The organism is Azospirillum soli (genome assembly GCF_017876165.1).
In the GTDB taxonomy this organism is placed as follows: domain Bacteria; phylum Pseudomonadota; class Alphaproteobacteria; order Azospirillales; family Azospirillaceae; genus Azospirillum; species Azospirillum soli.
In genome coordinates, this window is sequence record NZ_JAGINQ010000018.1 from 23,850 (window position 1) to 40,579 (window position 16,730).

Here is a 16,730-nt window from a genome sequence, read left to right on the forward strand (position 1 = left end):
CCGCTCACGCGTCGCCGGCCCGGCTGCGGAGGATGTGGTCGCGGTAGCGCATGTCCTCGTGCTGGATGTGCTCGACCAGCCACCGCCCCAGGAAGTCGTTGACGGTGGCGCCAATCTCGAAGGGGGTTTCAATGGACCGCCCGTAGGCGATCTTGACCGCGTCCAGCCACTCCACGAACAGGCGGTGCCGCTTCACATGGTCCTCGTAGCCCGGATAGGCGTAGCGCCGCATCAGCGCCTCCTCATGGGTGAAGTGGGTCCGGGCGTACTCCTCCAACTGCCGGAGGATGCCGGGCAGCACCTCCTCCGCCGCGTCGGCGGATTGCAGCCGCTGCTGCAGCCGGAACAGCTCCCGGTGCTCGGCGTCGATGTCCGCCTCGCCGACGCTGAGATCGGGCCGCCATTCATAGGTGCTCATGACAGGGATCTCCTCGGTTCACAGCAGGGCCAAGGCGAGGCCGGGGAACAGGATCAGAAGCGCCAGACGGACGATGTCCGACATGATGAAGGGCATCACGCCCCGGAAGATGTCGCTGATCGGCACTTCCGGTGCCACCGACTTGATGACGAACACGTTCATCCCGACGGGCGGCGTGATCAGCCCCATCTCCACCGTGATGACCGTGATGATGCCGAACCACACGGGGTCGAACCCGGCCGCCTGGGCCAGCGGGTACACCACCGGGACGGTGAGCAGCAGCATGGCGATGCTGTCCATGACGCAGCCCAGGACCATGTAGAGCAGCAGGATGCACAGCAGGACGGCCGTGGGCGTCAGGTTCAGGCCCTGCACCAGCTCGACCAGCGAGAAGGAGATGCGTGACACCGACAGGAAGTAGCCGAAGATCTCCGCGCCGATGATCATGAAGAAGATCATCGCTGACAGCATCAGGGTCTCTTCCACCGCCTCCCCGAACTGCTGGAAGGTCATGCCGCGGAAAAGCGCCACCAGGAAGGCGCCGAACGCGCCGATGGCCGCCGCCTCGGTCGGGGTGAACAGGCCGCCGTAGATGCCGCCGATGATCAGCAGGAACAGGCTGCCGAACGGGATCAGCCCCTTGAGGCCGACGATCTTCTCGCGCCAGCTCGTCGCCTCGCCCGGCTGGGCGAGCGATGGCTTGAACGCCACCACCAGCGCGATGGTGCAGCAATAGAGGAACAGGCCGAGCAGGCCGGGGATGATGCCGGCGATGAACATGTCGCCCACGCTCTGCTCGGTGACCAGCGCGTAGAGCAGCAGCGCGATCGACGGCGGGATCATGATGCCGAGCGTGCCGCCCGCCGCCAGCGTGCCGGTGGCCAGCGCGTCGGAGTAGCCGTTCTTCTTCATTTCCGGCAGGGCGACGCGCGCCATGCTGGCGGCGGTCGCCAGCGACGAGCCGGAGATGGCCGAAAACACACCGCAAGAACTCATCGCCGCCAGCGCCATGCCGCCCCGCCAGCCGCCGAACAGCGACTTAGCACCACCGAACAGTTCGGCCGACATCCGCGCCTTGGACGCGAAGACGCCCATAAGAATGAACATCGGGATCGGGCTGAAGCTGTAGTTCGACAGCGTCTCGAAGGGGCCGCTGTCGAGGATCGACATCGCCGGGTCGAAGGCGACGATGGACGCGAACCCGATGAAGCCCGCCGCCGCCATGGCCAGGGCCACCGGGCAACGCAGCGCGATCAGGACCAGCATGCCGCCGACGCACAGGTATCCGATAAGGGGAGCGCTCATGATGCCCGGATGCTTTCGGTTATTTGCTGCAGCGCGGCCATGACGCCGCGCAACGCCAGGACGGCGGTGGCGAAGGCCGTGACGCCGTAAATGTACGTGAGCGGGATGAGGAGATCCTGGGAGGACTCGCCGGTCTGGGCCACCCGCTCCGCCGTTTCGATGAAACGGGTGGTCATCCCGATGCCGATCAGCCCGAAGCCGAGGGTGTAGATGCCCTCCAGCACCCCCTTAGCGCGCTCGCTCAGGCCGTTGGTGAACAGGTCCACGATCACCTGCCCCCGGCTGACGGCGTAGGGGAGCGTGAACAGCACCATGAAGAGCAGCGTGTAGCTGACCATCTCGATGCCGCCGACGAAGGTGAAGTCGACCGCCCCGCGGGACATGCCGAACACGGTCCGGCTGACCACGTCGGCGAGGATGATCAGCATCATGCCGATCAGGAGGACACCGGCGACGCAATACATCGCCCGCGCCACGCGGTAAGCCGCGTCCGCCAGAAGCCTCATCGGAATCTCCTCTTCCCCGACGCTCAGCGCTGGCAGGTCTGGGCCAGATCCACCGCGCGGGCGTAAACCTTGCGCGCCGGCAGCCCCTGGCCCTCCAGCTCGCTCAGGTACGCCTCGGTGGCGCGGTCGAGGATGGGCTTCCAGGCCGGGTTCTTGGCACCGCCCTCGACCGTCACGATCTTGTGCCCGGCCTTGACCGCTTCCTCGCGGCCCAGACGGTCGAGTTCGTCGAAGTGTGCAGCGGCCTTGGCCGACCACGCCTTGCCCGAATTGTTGTCGATGACCTTCCGCAGGTCGGCGGGCAGCCCCTGGTAGACGTCCTTGTTCATGGTGATGACGAAGGACAGGGTGTAGAGGCCGATTTCGGTGTGGCTCTTGGCGAGTTCGTTGAGGCGGAAGGCGTGCACGCCCTCCCACGGCAGGGAAACGCCCTCGATGGTCCCGCGCTGCATGGACTGGTAGGACTCCGGCACCGGCATGCCGACCGGCTGGGACTTGGCCTCTTCCAGGATCTTGGCGACCACGGCGGTCGGACGGCGGATGCGCAGGCCGGCGAGATCCTCGGGCGTCTGGACGACCTTGCCGGTGGTGTGCAGATTGCCCTGCCCGTGCGTGAACAGGAAGAGCGGGCGGGTGTCCTTGTACTCGTCGGCGATCAGGCCCTCGTCATAGAGGGACTGGATGATGCACGAACCATGAGCGGCGTTCTGAACGATGCCCGGCAGTTCCACGACCTGGGTCAGGGGGAAGCGGTTGGCGGTGTAGCCCTGGACCGTGGCGGTCATGTCGGCGATGCGGCTCTTGACCGCCTCGTACTGGGCCGGTGCCTTGGCCAGCGTCTGCGACGGGTAGATCTGGACGGCGATGCGCCCGTTGGACTCCTTGGCGACCGTGTCGGCCCAAGCCTGGAACAGGTCCTTCTGGGCCGCGGAGACAGCCGGCCAGAAGTGGGAAAAGCGGAGCGTGACATCGGCGGCGGCTTGGGCCGGCGCGGCGGCCCCATAGGCGATCGTGCAGGCGACCGTCGCCAGAGCGAGCTTCTTGAGCATTGATTGTCCTCCCGAGGATTTGTTGGTCGATGTTGTTGTTGGTCGAGATGCCGTTCGGCTCAGGCGTCCGCCTTCAGGCAGCGCTCCAGCCGGTCCAGCGTCTCCATGGCGGGCAGGCACTGGGCGACGCTGGCGTTGGGCTCGCGGCCCTCCTTGATGGCGCTGAAGAACTCGCGGTCGATCAGCTCGATCCCGTTGCTGGACACGGCGACGCCGCTCAGGTCGATGCGGTTGCCCTCACCGTCCTCAAGATCGTCGTAACGGGCGACGTAGGTCCCATTGTCGCAGATGTAGCGGAAGAAGGTGCCGAGCGGCCCCTTGTTGTTGAACGACAGCGACAGGGTGCAGACGGCCCCGGACGGCACCTTCATGCCGATGCTCATGTCCATGGCGATGCCGAGCTGCGGGTGCATCGGCCCCTGCAGCGCGAAGGCTTGCGACGCGGTCTCGCCGGTCTGGTACTGGAACAGGTCGACCGTGTGGCAGGCGTGGTGCCACAGCAGGTGGTCGGTCCACGTGCGCGGCTTGCCCAGCGCGTTCATGTTGGTGCGCCGGAAGAAATAGGTCTGGACGTCCATCTGCTGGATCGTCAGCTCGCCGGCCTTGATCCGGTTGCGGATCCACTGGTGGCTGGGGTTGAAGCGCCGGGTGTGGCCGGCCATGGCGACGAGCCCGGTGTTCTTCTGCACCTCCACCAGCCGCCGGGCGTCGGCGAGGGAGTCGGCCATGGGAATCTCGACGAGCACGTGCTTGCCGGCTTCCAGACATTGGATGGCCTGGGAGGCGTGCACCGGCGTCGGGGTGGCGAGAATGACCGCCTCCACGTCGGTGCGCGCCAGGCTTTCGGCCAAATCCTTGGTGGCGTGCGGGATGCCGCGCTCCTTGGCGAAACCTTCGATATCGTCCGGCTCGCCGCCCACCACGGACACCACCTCGATGCCGTCGATGGCCGCAATGGCGTCCAGATGCTTGATGCCGAAGGCGCCGGCGGCGCCGGCAACGCAGATCTTCATGGTGTGGAACTCCTGCTCACTCACGCTCGCATTCGAGGACAAGGTGGCCGACCGCCGTGTTGGAGGCCGGCACATGATAGTGGCGGTGCCGCTGGCGCACCGGACCGCCCAGCGCGCCGCGCATGACCAGCCACATGACCAGCTCGATGCCCTCCGAACCCGCCTCGCGCAGATACTCGACGTGGGGGATGGCGGCGGCGGCCTCCGGATCCGAGACCAGAAGGTCGAGGAAGCGGTTGTCGAACTCCGGATTGATCAGACCGGCCCGCTGGGCCTGGAGCTGGTGCGACATGCCGCCGGTGCCGAAGACGACCACCTTCAGGTCGCGCGGGAAGCTTTGCACCGCGCGGCGGATGGCGCGGCCGAGGTTCAGGCAGCGGTTGCCGGTCGGCGGCGGGTACTGGACGACGTTGACGGCCAGCGGAATGACCGGGCACGGCCACGCGTCGGGCTGGCCGAACATCAGCGACAGCGGCACGGTCAGGCCGTGATCGACCTCCATCTTGTTGACGATGGTCAGGTCGAACTCGTCCAGAATGACCGACTGGGCGATGTGCCAGGCAAGCTCCGGATGCCCCTTCACGACCGGCACCGGCCGGGCGCCCCACCCTTCGTCGGCGGGCGCGTAATCGGCCGCGCAACCCAGCGCGAAGGTCGGGATGACCTCCATGGAGAAGGCCGTGGCGTGGTCGTTGTAGACGACGATGGCGACGTCCGGCTTCAGGTCGGCGATCCACTGGCGCGACGGCTCGAAACCGGCGAAAAGCGGCTTCCAATAGGGGTCGTCGGTCTTGCCCTGGTCGATGGCGACGCCGATCGCCGGCACGTGGGAGGTCGCGACCCCGGCGACGATCTTAGCCATTGCCCCATTCCTTCTTGCTGCGGTTGCCGGCGATGGGCCGTCCGCCGCCCAGCATCATCGCGCGGTAATCGTCCTCGCTGACGCCAGTCATGCGGGCGGCGAGCTGCTGGAAGTTGATGCCGTCGGTCGCCGCCAGCTTGGACGTGTAATAGATGTTTCCACCCAGCCGGAGCATCTCGTTCCAGTCGCGCGCGAGGACGGCGCGCTTCTGCTCCTCCGTCATGGGAAAGCGGTTCAGGTAGCCTTCCTCGTCGGCCTTGAAGGCCTCGCGGTTGGCGGCGTGCCGCAGCGACATGCAGAACATGTTCAGGTGGTAGCCTTGCCGCGACTGCTCCGCGTCGAAGACGAAGGTGCCGGGGATGTCGGCGTATTCCGGCGCCGGAACCGGAGCGGGGGCCGGCTGGTGTCCCAGCGCTTCCAGAGCCATGTCGGCGCGGGCCCGGTAATCGCCGTTGCCGGCGTCGAGCTTGAGGTCGCCCATGCGCTGCTGCCACTCGACGGTGGCCGAGGCCATGTCATTGGGCAGGCCCAGTTCGGCGACGGTCAACGCCACCTCGCGCATTTCGGCGGCGCGGCGGACGCCGTGGGTCATCGACCGCTCCAGCATGTAGGCCGCCTTCGCCTTGAAATCGAAACCTGGGAAGGTGACGTCGAGGGAATCCAGCACCACCTCGTCCACGCCGGCCTTGCGCCCGGCCAGAACGCATTCGGCGAACAGCGCCTCCATTCCCTTCATCATGATGGAGCGGATCATCTTGATCGACGACGCCGTGCCGACCGGACCTTCGGCAGTCTCCGGCGCCATCTCCAGCGCGCGGAGCCGCTCGACCGCCGGCCCGGCATGCTCGCCGCTGACCAGCAGGGGTGTCCTGTGCCGCTTGGGATGCACGGGCGCCATAACCGCGAGATCGACGTAGCGTCCGCGCCCCGCCGCCTCGACCGCCTGGGCCGAGCGCCGCTTGGTGCCCGGCGCGCACGAGTTGCCGTCGAGGAACAGGGCGCCTTCAGCCAGCAGCGGTGCCGCGGCGGCCGCCGCCTTGGCCGCCTGATCGGCGGTGACCAGCGAGAAAACCAGTTCGGCGCCGTCCAGCGCCTCGGCCAGGGTCTTGCACCCGGTCACGCCGGCGCGCTGGTAATCGGCGGCTTTCGCGGCGCGCACCGCCTCGTCGGGGTGGTCGGTCTTGATGTCGTAGGCCCTGACGGCGGCGGCGCCCCCGGCGCCCCAGCCGGAGACGAAGGCCGAAGCCGCTTCGCCAAAGCCGATGAAGGCTATTCGCAACAGGTCGGGCATGAGCTTCCGCAATCCGGTTCCGTTCCATGGGGCGCGTGCCACGCCCCGCTTAAGGACCGTTTATCACCAGCCCGCATAAAGCCGATATTGATTGCCGTCCCCCGCTATTCATTTTTTGAATAGCCTTGCGGCGGATCAGGCCGCGTGGATCACCCGACCTGCCTCTTTGAGCAGCGAAATGAAGCGCGCCTGCGCGGCGGTCGGGCGCCAATCCCGGCGGACGGTCAGGCCGATGGGGCGTGCGGTGTGGGGCAGTTTGAAGGGCAGCGGAGCGAGCAGCCCCCACTGCATCTCGTGGCGGATCTGGTGCAGCGAAATGAGGGTCAGTCGGTCGCTGGCCGTCAGCAGCCCGCGGATGAGGTTGATGGCGCCGGTCTCGATGAGGCTGCGCGGGAGAGCCACCCCGGCATCGGCGAAAAGCTGCTCGAAATGGGCGCGCGTCGGCGTCCCCCGCCGGGGCACGACCCAGTCGCAACGCGCAATGTCCGCGATGCCGATCTGACCTCTCTGCGAAAGGGGATGGCCAACCCGCGCCACCACGGCCAGCGGGTCGTTGAACAGACTTTCCTGCACCACGTCGTCGATGGGCACCGGGTTGCGCAGCGCCCCCACCAGCAGATCGAGGTCGCCCTGCCGCAGGCCGTGGAGCAGGTCCTCGTAAGGGCCGTCCACCACCTCCACACGCGCCTCCGGCCGTTCGCGCAGCAGCGCGTTGATCGCCGTGGGCAGGAGAAAGGTGCGCGCCAGCGGCATGGCGCCGATGACCAGCCGCCCGGAGTCCGCCGTCTTCCAGTCCGCCAGCTCCTCCAGCCCCATGTCGTACTCGACCAGGGCCAGCTTCGCCTGCATGACCAGCACGTCGGCCGGGCGCGTCAGGGCGATGCCGCGGCTGACCTTCTCGAACAGCGGCACGTCGGCGAGGTGCTCCAACTCCCGCGCGGCGCGGTGCAGCGCCGGCTGGGAAATGCCGACGGAACGCGCGGCCAAGCTGAAGTTCCGCGCGTCGGCGATGGCGATCAGCGCCCGGAGCTGCACGCCCGTCAGCATCTGATCCAGGTTCTGGGCGGGCCGAGCGCCACGGCGCCCCGCGGACCGCAGCACCTCGCCCACGCCGGATTGCAGGTAGCGCAGCATGCGTTCCACCCGGTCGTGGAACAGGCGTCCGGGCTCCGTCAGGAACACCCCGTCGGGGCGCCGGTCGAACAGCGTGACGCCCAGCGTCTTTTCCATCTTGGCGATGGCCTGGGTAATCGCCGGCTGCGAGATGAACACCTGCCGCGAAGCGGCGCTGATGCTCTGGCTCTGGGCCACGGCGTGAAACGCCCGAAGATGGCGGAGATTGGGAATCTCTCTATTCATTCGATCGCTCCGCTGCGGTGCAACAAACTCGCCTATAGCAAAATCTTATACGAAGGGCGGGAGTTTGAAATAGAAATCGGGGGAGGCGTACGGGATGCTGGCGTGGAAGACGGCCCCGTCCGCCGGGCTCACGCCCGGCGCATCCTGCAGATCGGCACCGCACGGATGCCATCGCCCTGCACCGGAAGAAGGGCCACGAAGCCACCCCCGTAGCGCGGATCAAGTGTGATGAACGTCGTTGTCCAGAACATCGAGCGGGCCGACCCCAGCGTGATCGCCGGTCTGGCCGAATGCGGGGTCGCCGCGGTGCACGAGGCGCAGGGCCGCACCGGCTTGCTCGCCTCCTACATGCGTCCGATCTATCCGGGCGCGCAGGTGGCGGGCTCCGCCCTCACCATTTCCGCGGCACCCTGCGACAACTGGATGGCGCATGTCGCCATCGAGCAGCTGAAGCCCGGCGACATCCTGGTGCTCGCCCCGACCTCGCCGTCGGACGCCGGCTACTTCGGCGACCTGCTCGCCACCTCCGCCCAGGCGCGCGGCTGCGCCGGGCTGGTGATTGACGCCGGCGTGCGCGACATCCGCACCCTGACCGACATGGGCTTCCCCGTCTGGTCCAAGGCGGTCTGCGCCCAGGGCACGGTGAAGGAGACACTGGGCTCGGTCAATGTCCCGATCGTCTGCGCGGGCGCCCACATCGAGGCGGGCGACGTCATCGTCGCCGATGACGACGGCGTCTGCGTGGTGCGCCGCGCCGAAGCCGCCGAGGTGCTGAAGAAGGCGCAGGCCCGCATCGCCAAGGAAGAGGAAAAGCGCGCCCGCTTGGCGGCCGGCGAACTGGGGCTGGACATCTACGACATGCGCGGCCGCCTCGCCGAGAAGGGGCTGAAGTATGTCTGACGGGATCCGCTGCATGTGGATGCGCGGCGGCACGTCCAAGGGGGGCTACTTCCTGGCCGAGGACCTGCCGGCGGACCCCGCCATTCGCGACGCTTTCCTGCTGCGGGCTATGGGCTCGCCCGACCCGCGTCAGATCGACGGCATGGGCGGCGCCGATCCGCTCACCTCCAAAGTCGCGGTGGTGCGCCGGTCCGAGCGGCCCGGCGTGGACGTGGACTACCTGTTCCTCCAGGTCTTCGTCGACCGGCCGGTCGTCACCGACGCGCAGAACTGCGGCAACATCCTGGCGGGCGTCGGCCCCTTCGCCATCGAGCGCGGGCTCGTCGCCGCGCGCGACGGCGAGACGCCGGTGACCATCTTCATGGAAAACACCGGGCAGGTGGCGCTGGCGCTGGTGCCGACGCCCGGCGGCGAGGTGAGCTACCGGGGCGAGGCGCGCATCGATGGCGTGCCGGGCACGGCGGCACCGATTCCGGTGGAGTTCCGGGACACGGCGGGTTCCTCCTGCGGCGCGCTGCTGCCCACCGGCAACGCGGTGGACGAGATCGACGGCGTGCCCGTCACCTGCATCGACAACGGCATGCCGGTGGTGGTGCTGCGTGCCGATCACCTGGGCATCCGCGGCGACGAGAGCCGCGAGGAGCTGGACGCGAACGAGGCCCTGAAGGCACGGCTGGAGTCCATCCGCCTGAAAGCCGGGCCGCTGATGAATCTCGGCGATGTGCGGGACAAATCGGTGCCGAAGATGACGCTGGTCAGCGCGCCACGCAACGGCGGCGCCATTTCGACCCGCAGCTTCATCCCGCACCGCTGCCATGCGTCGATCGGCGTGCTGGGCGCGGTGAGCGTCGCCACCGCCTGCGCGTTGCCCGGCTCGCCCGCCGCCGCGCTCGCCGTGCTGCCCGAGGGGCTGCGCAAGAGCCTCAGCATCGAGCACCCCACCGGTGAGATGACGGTGGTGCTGGAAACCGACGCGGCGGGCGCGGTAACCCGTGCCGCCATCCTGCGCACGGCGCGCAAGCTGTTCGACGGCGTCGTCTTCGCCGACTAAGAAGGAAGCACCATGGACGCCGATTACCTGCCCTTTCACCCGAACCCGAGCAAGCCGGCCTACAGCCCGCCGCCGGGGGCGGTGGATGCCCACTGCCACGTCTTCGGCCCAGCCGAACGGTTCCCCTATGCGCCCGAGCGCAAATACACCCCCTGCGACGCGCCCAAGGAGACGCTGTTCGCGCTGCGCGACTTCCTAGGGTTCGAGCGCAATGTGATCGTCCAGGCGACCTGCCATGGCAAGGACAACCGGGCGCTGGTGGATGCGCTGAAGGCATCGAACGGGCTGGCGCGCGGTGTCGCCTCTGTCGGCCCGAGCGTGACCGAAGCCCAATTGCAGGAACTGCACGAGGCCGGCGTGCGCGGTGTGCGCTTCAACTTCGTCAAGCGTCTGGTGGACGCCACGCCCAAGGAGGTGTTCCTGGGCATCGCCGACCGGATCGCCACGCTCGGCTGGCACATCGTCGTCTATTTCGAGGCGCAGGATCTGGAGGGGCTGATCCCCTTCCTGAAGCAGTTGCCGACCACGGTCGTCATCGACCACATGGGCCGCCCGGGCGTCGCCAAGGGCGTCGAGCACCCCGACTTCCAACGATTCATCGCGCTGATGGAGGATCCGAAGTTCTGGAGCAAGGTGAGTTGCCCGGAACGCCTCAGCGTCAGCGGACCGCCGACCTATGACGACGTCGTGCCCTTCGCGCGCACGCTGGTCGAGCGGTTCCCCGACCGCGTGCTGTGGGGCACCGACTGGCCTCATCCGAACATGAAGTCCCACATGCCCGACGACGGCGAGCTGACCGACGTCATCCCCCGCATCGCCCCGACGCCGGCGTTGCAGACCGCCCTGCTGGTCGACAATCCGATGAGGCTGTACTGGTCCTGAGAACGGGACCGAGCCAAGAAAAGCATAAAGGCTAGAGACAAAAATAAAGACCCCGAGGAGGATTCCATGCCCCATCCCGCCCCTACCGAACAGCCCTCAATCCCCGGCACGACCATCTTCGACGGCCGGATGGCGATGAAGGGCTACCCGCTCAACAAAATGTGCTTTTCCTTCAACGAGAAGGCCAACCGCGACGCCTTTCTGCATGACGAGGACGCCTATCTGGAAAAGTACGGCCTCACCGAGGAGCACAAGGAAGCGGTGCGCAGCCGCAACGTCCTGCGGATGATCGCGGCCGGCGGCAACATCTATTACCTGGCGAAGCTGGCCGGCATCTTCGGGCTGACGGTCCAGGACGTCGGCGCCCAGCAGACCGGCATGAGCGTCGAAGAGTTCAAGGCGAAACTGGTGGATGCGGGGAGGAACTGACATGGCCCGGATCGTCGGAGGCATCACCACCTCGCACATTCCCGCCATCGGCAACGCGATCACGAAGGAACTGTTCGAAGATCCGTACTGGAAGCCGTTCTTCGACAGCTATCCGCCGGTCCGCGACTGGCTGAACGAGGTGCAGCCCGACGTGGCGATCGTGATCTACAACGATCACGGCCTCAACTTCTTCCTCGACAAGATGCCGACCTTTTCGATCGGCGCCGCCCCGCGATACGAGAACGCCGACGAGGGCTGGGGCCTGAAGCCGCTGCCACCGTTCCAGGGTGCGCCGGACCTGTCCTGGCACCTGATCGAGAGCCTCGTGGCCGAGGAGTTCGATATTACGAGCTGCCAGGAGATGCTGGTCGATCACGGCTTCGCCGTGCCGATCTCCCTGCTCTGGCCCGACCGCGTGAAGACCGAGCCGGCCAAGCAGATCAAGACGATCCCGGTGTGCATCAACACGGTGCAGCACCCCCTGCCCAGCCCCAAGCGGTGCTACAAGCTGGGTCAGGCGATCGGGCGTGCCGTCGCCTCCTTCCCCGAGGATCTCAAGGTCGTGGTGGTCGGCACCGGCGGCCTGTCGCACCAGCTGGACGGCGAGCGGGCAGGCTTCATCAACAAGGAGTTCGACCTGATGTGCCTGGAGCGGATCGTTGATCAGGCGGACAGCCTGACCGACCTTTCGATCCACGATCTGGTCCGCGAGGCCGGCGCGCAAGGGGCCGAATTCATCCTATGGCTGGCAATGCGCGGCGCCCTGGACGGCAAGGTACGGAAGCTGCACAGCAACTACCACATCCCGATCTCCAACACCGCTGCCGGCCTCCTTCTTCTTGAAAACGCTGGTTTGTAGAGAGTGCACGGACGGTGCCGCGACCCTGGTCGGCCGGGGCTCCCTGACCCTGACCGATCTCGGCTTGGCGGTGCCGTTCGACGTGGCCGGCCACAAGGGCGATTTGCCGCACATCCGACCGCCTGAAGCGGACCTTGGGTGGCCGCATGGTGGCGAAAGACGGGGCGTAGGCAGCATGACGGCGGTCGGGGGCATCGTTATGGTGCCCCTGTATCCGACCTTCGGCAACGCTCCGCCGCCGACATGACGGTGCGCTTGGGACAACCGGATCAACGGAAATAAAGCGCCATCCGCTTCCCGTCGATCTCGTGGATGTCGGCATCCACCCCGTAGACATCGCGGATCACGTGGGGGGTGATGATTTCCTCCGGCGGACCTTCGTAGGCGATGCGGCCGTTGCGCATCGCCACGATCCGGTCCGAATAGCAGGAGGCGAAGTTGATGTCGTGCAGCACCAGGATGACGGTCTTGCGGAATTCGTCGGCGGTGCGGCGGAACAGCTTCATCATCGCCACGGCGTGCTTGACGTCCAGGTTGTTCAGCGGCTCGTCCAGCAGGATGTACTCGGTGTCCTGGCACAGCACCATGGCGATGAAGGCGCGCTGGCGCTGGCCGCCGGACAGCTCGTCCAAGAAGCGGTGGGCGACCGCCTCCAACTCCAGATAACGGATCACCCGCTCGACATAGCCCTGATCCTCCACCGTAAGGCGGCCCTTGCTGTGCGGATAGCGGCCGAAGGCGATCAGGTCGCGCACGGTCAGGCGCGCGGTCATCTGGTTGTCCTGGCGCAGGATCGACAGGCGCCGCGCCAGCACGTCGCCGGGCGTCGTCATCACGTCCATCCCCTCCACCGTCACCGTACCGGCCGACATCGGCAGAAGGCGGCTGATGATCGACAGCAGGGTCGATTTCCCGGCCCCGTTCGCCCCGATCAGCGAGATCACGCCGCCCGCCGGCAGGGTGATCGACACGTTGTCCACGACCAGGGTGTCGCCATAGGATCGGCTGATGTTCCGGACCTCGATCATCGGGCCGCTCTCCGCACAAGGATGATCAGGAAGACGATGCCGCCCAGGAACTCGATGACGATGCTCAGCGCCCCGTTAAAGCCCAGCAGCCGTTCCAGGACGAGCTGGCCGCTCATCAGCACCAGGATGGCAATCAGCGCCGCGACCGGCAGGATCAGCCGGTGCCGGTGCGTGTCGACCAGAAGATAGGCGAGGTTGGCGACCAGCAGCCCGAAGAAGGTGACCGGTCCGACCAGAGCCGTGGAGACGGCGACCAGCACCGACACCATCACCAGCACCCGCATCACCTCGCGCCGGTGATCGACGCCCAGGTTGATCGCCGCCTCCCGCCCCAGCGCCAGCACGTCCAGCACGGCGGTCTTGCGCCACACCACCACCGATACCGCCAGCACGACCAGCGCCGACACGGCCAGCAGTTGACCGTCCACCCGGTTGAAGCTGGCGAACAGCCGGTCCTGCACCACCAGGAACTCGTTGGGGTCGATCACCCGTTGCAGGAAGTTGGCGACGCTGCGGAACAGCACGCCGAAGACGATGCCGACCAGCATCAGCAGATGCAGCCCGCGCACGCTTCCGGAAAACAGCCAGCGGTAGAGCAGCCAGGAAAAGGCCACCATCGCCCCGACCTCGATCCCGAAACGCAGGCGCGGATCGAACGCCGCCACGGCGGCGGAGCCGAGCTGGAACACCAGAACCGTCTGGATCAGGCGGTAGAGGAAATCGAACCCCATGATCGACGGGGTCAGAATCCGGTTGTTGGTGATGGTCTGGAACAGCACGGTGGACACGGCGATGGCGTAGCCGACCAGCACCATCGCCGCGACCTTGGTCCCGCGGAAGGCCAGGATGAAACTCCAGTTGCCCCGCGCCCCCAGCGTCAGAAACAGGACGATGGACACCACCGTCAATCCGCCCAGACCGGCAAGCAGGACAGCCGGGGGTATCACCCTTGGAGCGATGGTACGGCGATTAGGCGGCATGGGTGTTCTTCCGCAACAGCAGATACAGGAAGATCGCGCTGCCGACGATGCCCATGGTCGTGCCGATGGGAATCTCGTAGGGGCGGATCATCAGGCGCCCGGCGATGTCGCAGGCCAGCACCAGCCCGGCGCCCAGCAGCGCCACCCAGGGCAGCGACTGGCGCATGTTGTCGCCCCGCATCAGGCTGATCAGGTTGGGCACGATCAGGCCCAGGAAGGGGATCATGCCGCAGGTCGCGATCACCGCCGCCGTCACCAGCGACACGATGACCAGCCCCAGCGACACCACGCGCCGGTGGTTGAGGCCCAGGTTGGTGGCGAAATCCTCCCCCAGCCCGGCGACGGTGAAGCGGTCGGCCGCGACGTAGGCGATCGCCGTCAATGCCGCGCCGATCCACAGCAGTTCGTACCGTCCGCGCAGCACGCCGGAAAAATCGCCGGTTTCCCACGCGCGCACCGACTGCATCAGGTCGGCGCGGTAGGCGATGAACTCGGTCGAGGCAGTGATGACCGCGCCCAGCATGAGGCCGACCAGCGGCACGATCAGCGGCGAGCGCAACGGCATCTGCCGCAGGATGCCCAGGAACAGCGCAGTGCCGGCCAGCGCGCAGGCGCCCGCCACCAGCATGCGGCCCAGCATCGGCGTTTCCGGCGCCAGCAGCGTCACCATCAGCATGCCGAACACCGCCGATTCCGCGGTGCCGGCGGTGGTCGGCTCCACGAACTTGTTGCGGGCGAGCATCTGCAGGATCAAGCCGGACACCGCCATTCCCGCCCCGGCCAGAACCAGGGCGAGCGTGCGCGGAACACGGCTGACCAGGAGGACCTGCGTCGCCTCGTCCGTTGCGCTTCCCAGCAAGGCGCCGATCGTGACGTCGCTGACGCCGACGAACAGGCTGACCGCCGCCAGCGCGATGACGCCGGCGGCAGCCAGGACAAGTCCCCTCATGCCGGCAATCCGCAGCCTGCGGCGATAACCGAGGCGGGCATCGTCACGCCTTTCTCGTCAGCGCCGCCTTGATGCCGTCGGCGTCCTGCTGCATGGCGGTCAGACCGCCGCCGATCAGGTACCAGTTGGCCGAGTTCAGATAGACGATCTGCCCCTTCTGCGAGGCGGCGGTCCGGCGCACGATGTCGTTGTCCAGCAGTTGCCGGGCCGAATGCCCCTCGCGCCCGATGGCGGAATCGCGGTCGATCACGAACAGCCAGTCGGGGTTGGTCTGCAGGATGAACTCGAAATTGATGGCCTGCCCGTGGTTGGAGGTGTCGAGCTTCTCCACCGCCGGCGCGACGCCGTATTCGGTGTGGAGCATCCCGAAGCGCGATCCCGGACCATAGGCGCTCATCTTGCCGCCGGTGGTCAGGATCAGCAGGCCCTTCCCCGCACTTGCCGCGACCGCCTTTACCTCGGCGATCGAGGCGCGCAGCTTGTCGGCGCGGGCCTTCACCTCGGCGCTCTTGCCGAAGATGCGGCCCAGCGTGTCGGCGTTTTCCAGCGCGCTGTCGATGAAACGGTCGGTCTTTACCGTCAGGTCGATGGTGGGGGCAATGGCGGACAGGTCGGCGTATTTCGGAGCGGCCCGGCCGCTGACGATGATCAGGTCGGGCTGGACCGCGTTCACCGCCTCGTAATCCGGCTCGAACAGTGTGCCGATCTTGGCATGGCCGGAACCGTTGTACTTGGCGAGATAGGCGGGCTTCAGCCCGGTCGGCACGCCGGCGACCGGAACGCCCAGCGCATCGAGCGTGTCGAGGGATGCCATGTCGTAGCACAGGACCTTGTTCACCGCCTTCGGCAGCGTCGTCTCGCCACGGGCGTGGCGCACGGTGCCGGGGGCGGATGCGGTCTGGCCGAAGGCCATCCGGGGCATCAGGAAGGGCGCCAAGCCGGAAACCCCGATCGCCAAACCCGCCGTCAACAGGTCTCTGCGGCGTGTCACGATGGTCATCACAACTCCCAAGGCTATAAAGATTAGGTCGGGCAAGAGTGCGCCGGCCATGAGTACGCCGGCCAAGAGTACGCTGGGTGGTCGGGCGTCGATGGACGCCGCCGTCGTCGCGGCGCAAGGCAGCCCGCGCCAGGAAACCGGATCGACACGCCCCCACGGACCGATCCGATGAAATATGCTAACGCCACTCATTCTCATTTGCAAAAATTTTAGAACTTCCGGCCATGATGCGCCCGGCATGGCGGCCATGCCGAAGCTTGCGCTCTCCAACGGAAGGGCGCGATCCAGAATGGGCTGTTGGGAGCTTCACTTTTATTGCAGGATCCGTGCCTTGCCGTTGCCGACCCCTTGCCGTGGATGGTGCGGGAAACTCAAGGGAAATCAAGGGAATGACCGATAGCCTGCTGCCGTCCTGGATGCTGTGGGCGCTGTTGTCGGCGTGCTTCGCGGCGCTGACCGCCGTCTTCGCCAAGGTCGGCGTCGAAGGCGTCAGTTCCGACATGGCGACGCTGATCCGGACCGCCGTCATCTTTCCATTGCTGATCGGCATCGTCGTGGCGTCGGGCCAGTCCTTCTCGCCGTCGGCCGTTTCCGGCAAGACCTGGCTGTTCCTCGTCCTGTCCGGCCTTGCCACCGGCGCATCCTGGCTGTGCTATTTCCGCGCGCTGAAGCTGGGGCCCGCATCGCAGGTCGCCCCGGTTGACAAGCTGAGCGTCGTGCTGGTCGCCCTGTTCGGCGTCCTCTTCCTGGGCGAGAAGCTGTCGGGACCGAACTGGCTTGGCGTCGTCCTCATCGCCGCTGGCGTGATCCTGCTGGCGTTCAAGTAAGCCTCTGCGGCCAAGAGCTTGG

At 66.9% G+C, this 16,730-nt stretch carries 18 protein-coding genes; 6 read left to right on the forward strand and 12 right to left on the reverse strand.

What is annotated here, in order from left to right; translation table 11 throughout:
* Positions 1–4: 4 nt before the first annotated feature.
* The 8 genes from J2852_RS23255 to J2852_RS23290 all read right to left on the reverse strand — a co-directional run bounded on the left by J2852_RS23255 (position 5) and on the right by J2852_RS23290 (position 7,803).
* The gene (locus J2852_RS23255; RefSeq protein WP_209880349.1) at positions 5–418 is read right to left on the reverse strand and encodes a bacteriohemerythrin; all 414 of its coding nucleotides are present in this window, start codon (positions 416–418) and stop codon (positions 5–7) included.
* A gap of 18 nt (positions 419–436) precedes the next feature.
* Positions 437–1,723 carry a TRAP transporter large permease gene (locus J2852_RS23260; protein ID WP_209880350.1) on the reverse strand — a complete coding sequence of 429 codons (1,287 nt, stop codon included), beginning with the start codon at positions 1,721–1,723 and terminating at the stop codon, positions 437–439.
* Positions 1,720–2,229 (reverse strand): TRAP transporter small permease, encoded by a 510-nt coding sequence (locus J2852_RS23265; RefSeq protein WP_209880352.1) that lies wholly within the window; start codon positions 2,227–2,229, stop codon positions 1,720–1,722. Before J2852_RS23265 ends, J2852_RS23260 begins: the two co-directional genes overlap by 4 nt.
* Positions 2,230–2,252: 23 nt before the next feature.
* Positions 2,253–3,278, reverse strand: a complete 1,026-nt coding sequence (locus tag J2852_RS23270; RefSeq protein WP_209880354.1) for a TRAP transporter substrate-binding protein — start codon at positions 3,276–3,278, stop codon at positions 2,253–2,255.
* A 59-nt stretch (positions 3,279–3,337) separates the two neighbouring features.
* Positions 3,338–4,291, reverse strand: coding sequence for a Gfo/Idh/MocA family oxidoreductase (locus J2852_RS23275; protein WP_209880355.1), 954 nt, complete (start codon positions 4,289–4,291; stop codon positions 3,338–3,340).
* Positions 4,292–4,307: 16 nt separating this feature from the next.
* Positions 4,308–5,153 (reverse strand): class III extradiol dioxygenase subunit beta, encoded by an 846-nt coding sequence (locus tag J2852_RS23280; RefSeq protein ID WP_209880357.1) that lies wholly within the window; start codon positions 5,151–5,153, stop codon positions 4,308–4,310.
* Positions 5,146–6,444 (reverse strand): protocatechuate 4,5-dioxygenase subunit alpha, encoded by a 1,299-nt coding sequence (gene ligA / locus J2852_RS23285; RefSeq protein ID WP_209880359.1) that lies wholly within the window; start codon positions 6,442–6,444, stop codon positions 5,146–5,148. Before ligA ends, J2852_RS23280 begins: the two co-directional genes overlap by 8 nt.
* Before the next feature lie 135 nt (positions 6,445–6,579).
* Positions 6,580–7,803, reverse strand: coding sequence for a LysR family transcriptional regulator (locus J2852_RS23290; RefSeq protein WP_209880361.1), 1,224 nt, complete (start codon positions 7,801–7,803; stop codon positions 6,580–6,582).
* A 228-nt stretch (positions 7,804–8,031) separates the two neighbouring features.
* Between J2852_RS23290 and J2852_RS23295 the strand changes: the two genes are divergently transcribed.
* The 5 genes from J2852_RS23295 to J2852_RS23315 all read left to right on the forward strand — a co-directional run bounded on the left by J2852_RS23295 (position 8,032) and on the right by J2852_RS23315 (position 11,924).
* Positions 8,032–8,703 (forward strand): 4-carboxy-4-hydroxy-2-oxoadipate aldolase/oxaloacetate decarboxylase, encoded by a 672-nt coding sequence (locus tag J2852_RS23295; RefSeq protein ID WP_209880363.1) that lies wholly within the window; start codon positions 8,032–8,034, stop codon positions 8,701–8,703.
* A complete protein-coding gene (locus J2852_RS23300; RefSeq protein WP_209880364.1) occupies positions 8,696–9,754 on the forward strand; it encodes a 4-oxalomesaconate tautomerase in 1,059 nt (352 codons plus the stop codon). Before J2852_RS23295 ends, J2852_RS23300 begins: the two co-directional genes overlap by 8 nt.
* Before the next feature lie 12 nt (positions 9,755–9,766).
* The gene (locus J2852_RS23305; RefSeq protein ID WP_209880366.1) at positions 9,767–10,636 is read left to right on the forward strand and encodes an amidohydrolase family protein; all 870 of its coding nucleotides are present in this window, start codon (positions 9,767–9,769) and stop codon (positions 10,634–10,636) included.
* Between the two features lie 66 nt (positions 10,637–10,702).
* On the forward strand, positions 10,703–11,065 hold the full coding sequence (locus J2852_RS23310; protein ID WP_209880368.1) for a protocatechuate 4,5-dioxygenase subunit alpha: 363 nt from the start codon (positions 10,703–10,705) through the stop codon (positions 11,063–11,065).
* 1 nt (position 11,066) lies between these two features.
* On the forward strand, positions 11,067–11,924 hold the full coding sequence (locus J2852_RS23315) for a class III extradiol dioxygenase family protein (RefSeq protein ID WP_209880370.1): 858 nt from the start codon (positions 11,067–11,069) through the stop codon (positions 11,922–11,924).
* 269 nt (positions 11,925–12,193) lie between these two features.
* On the opposite strand, the gene J2852_RS23320 is transcribed toward J2852_RS23315, so the two are convergent.
* The 4 genes from J2852_RS23320 to J2852_RS23335 form a co-directional block, all read right to left on the reverse strand.
* Positions 12,194–12,952 (reverse strand): iron ABC transporter ATP-binding protein, encoded by a 759-nt coding sequence (locus J2852_RS23320; RefSeq protein ID WP_209880372.1) that lies wholly within the window; start codon positions 12,950–12,952, stop codon positions 12,194–12,196.
* Complete coding sequence (locus tag J2852_RS23325) at positions 12,949–13,851, reverse strand: iron chelate uptake ABC transporter family permease subunit (RefSeq protein ID WP_343206806.1); 903 nt, start codon at positions 13,849–13,851, stop codon at positions 12,949–12,951. Before J2852_RS23325 ends, J2852_RS23320 begins: the two co-directional genes overlap by 4 nt.
* 70 nt (positions 13,852–13,921) lie before the next feature.
* The gene (locus J2852_RS23330; RefSeq protein ID WP_209880375.1) at positions 13,922–14,881 is read right to left on the reverse strand and encodes an ABC transporter permease; all 960 of its coding nucleotides are present in this window, start codon (positions 14,879–14,881) and stop codon (positions 13,922–13,924) included.
* 43 nt (positions 14,882–14,924) lie between these two features.
* Positions 14,925–15,881: a siderophore ABC transporter substrate-binding protein gene (locus tag J2852_RS23335; protein WP_209880377.1), complete on the reverse strand. Its 957-nt coding sequence runs from the start codon at positions 15,879–15,881 to the stop codon at positions 14,925–14,927.
* Between the two features lie 389 nt (positions 15,882–16,270).
* Between J2852_RS23335 and J2852_RS23340 the strand changes: the two genes are divergently transcribed.
* On the forward strand, positions 16,271–16,708 hold the full coding sequence (locus J2852_RS23340) for an EamA family transporter (RefSeq protein WP_209880379.1): 438 nt from the start codon (positions 16,271–16,273) through the stop codon (positions 16,706–16,708).
* Positions 16,709–16,730: the final 22 nt, after the last annotated feature.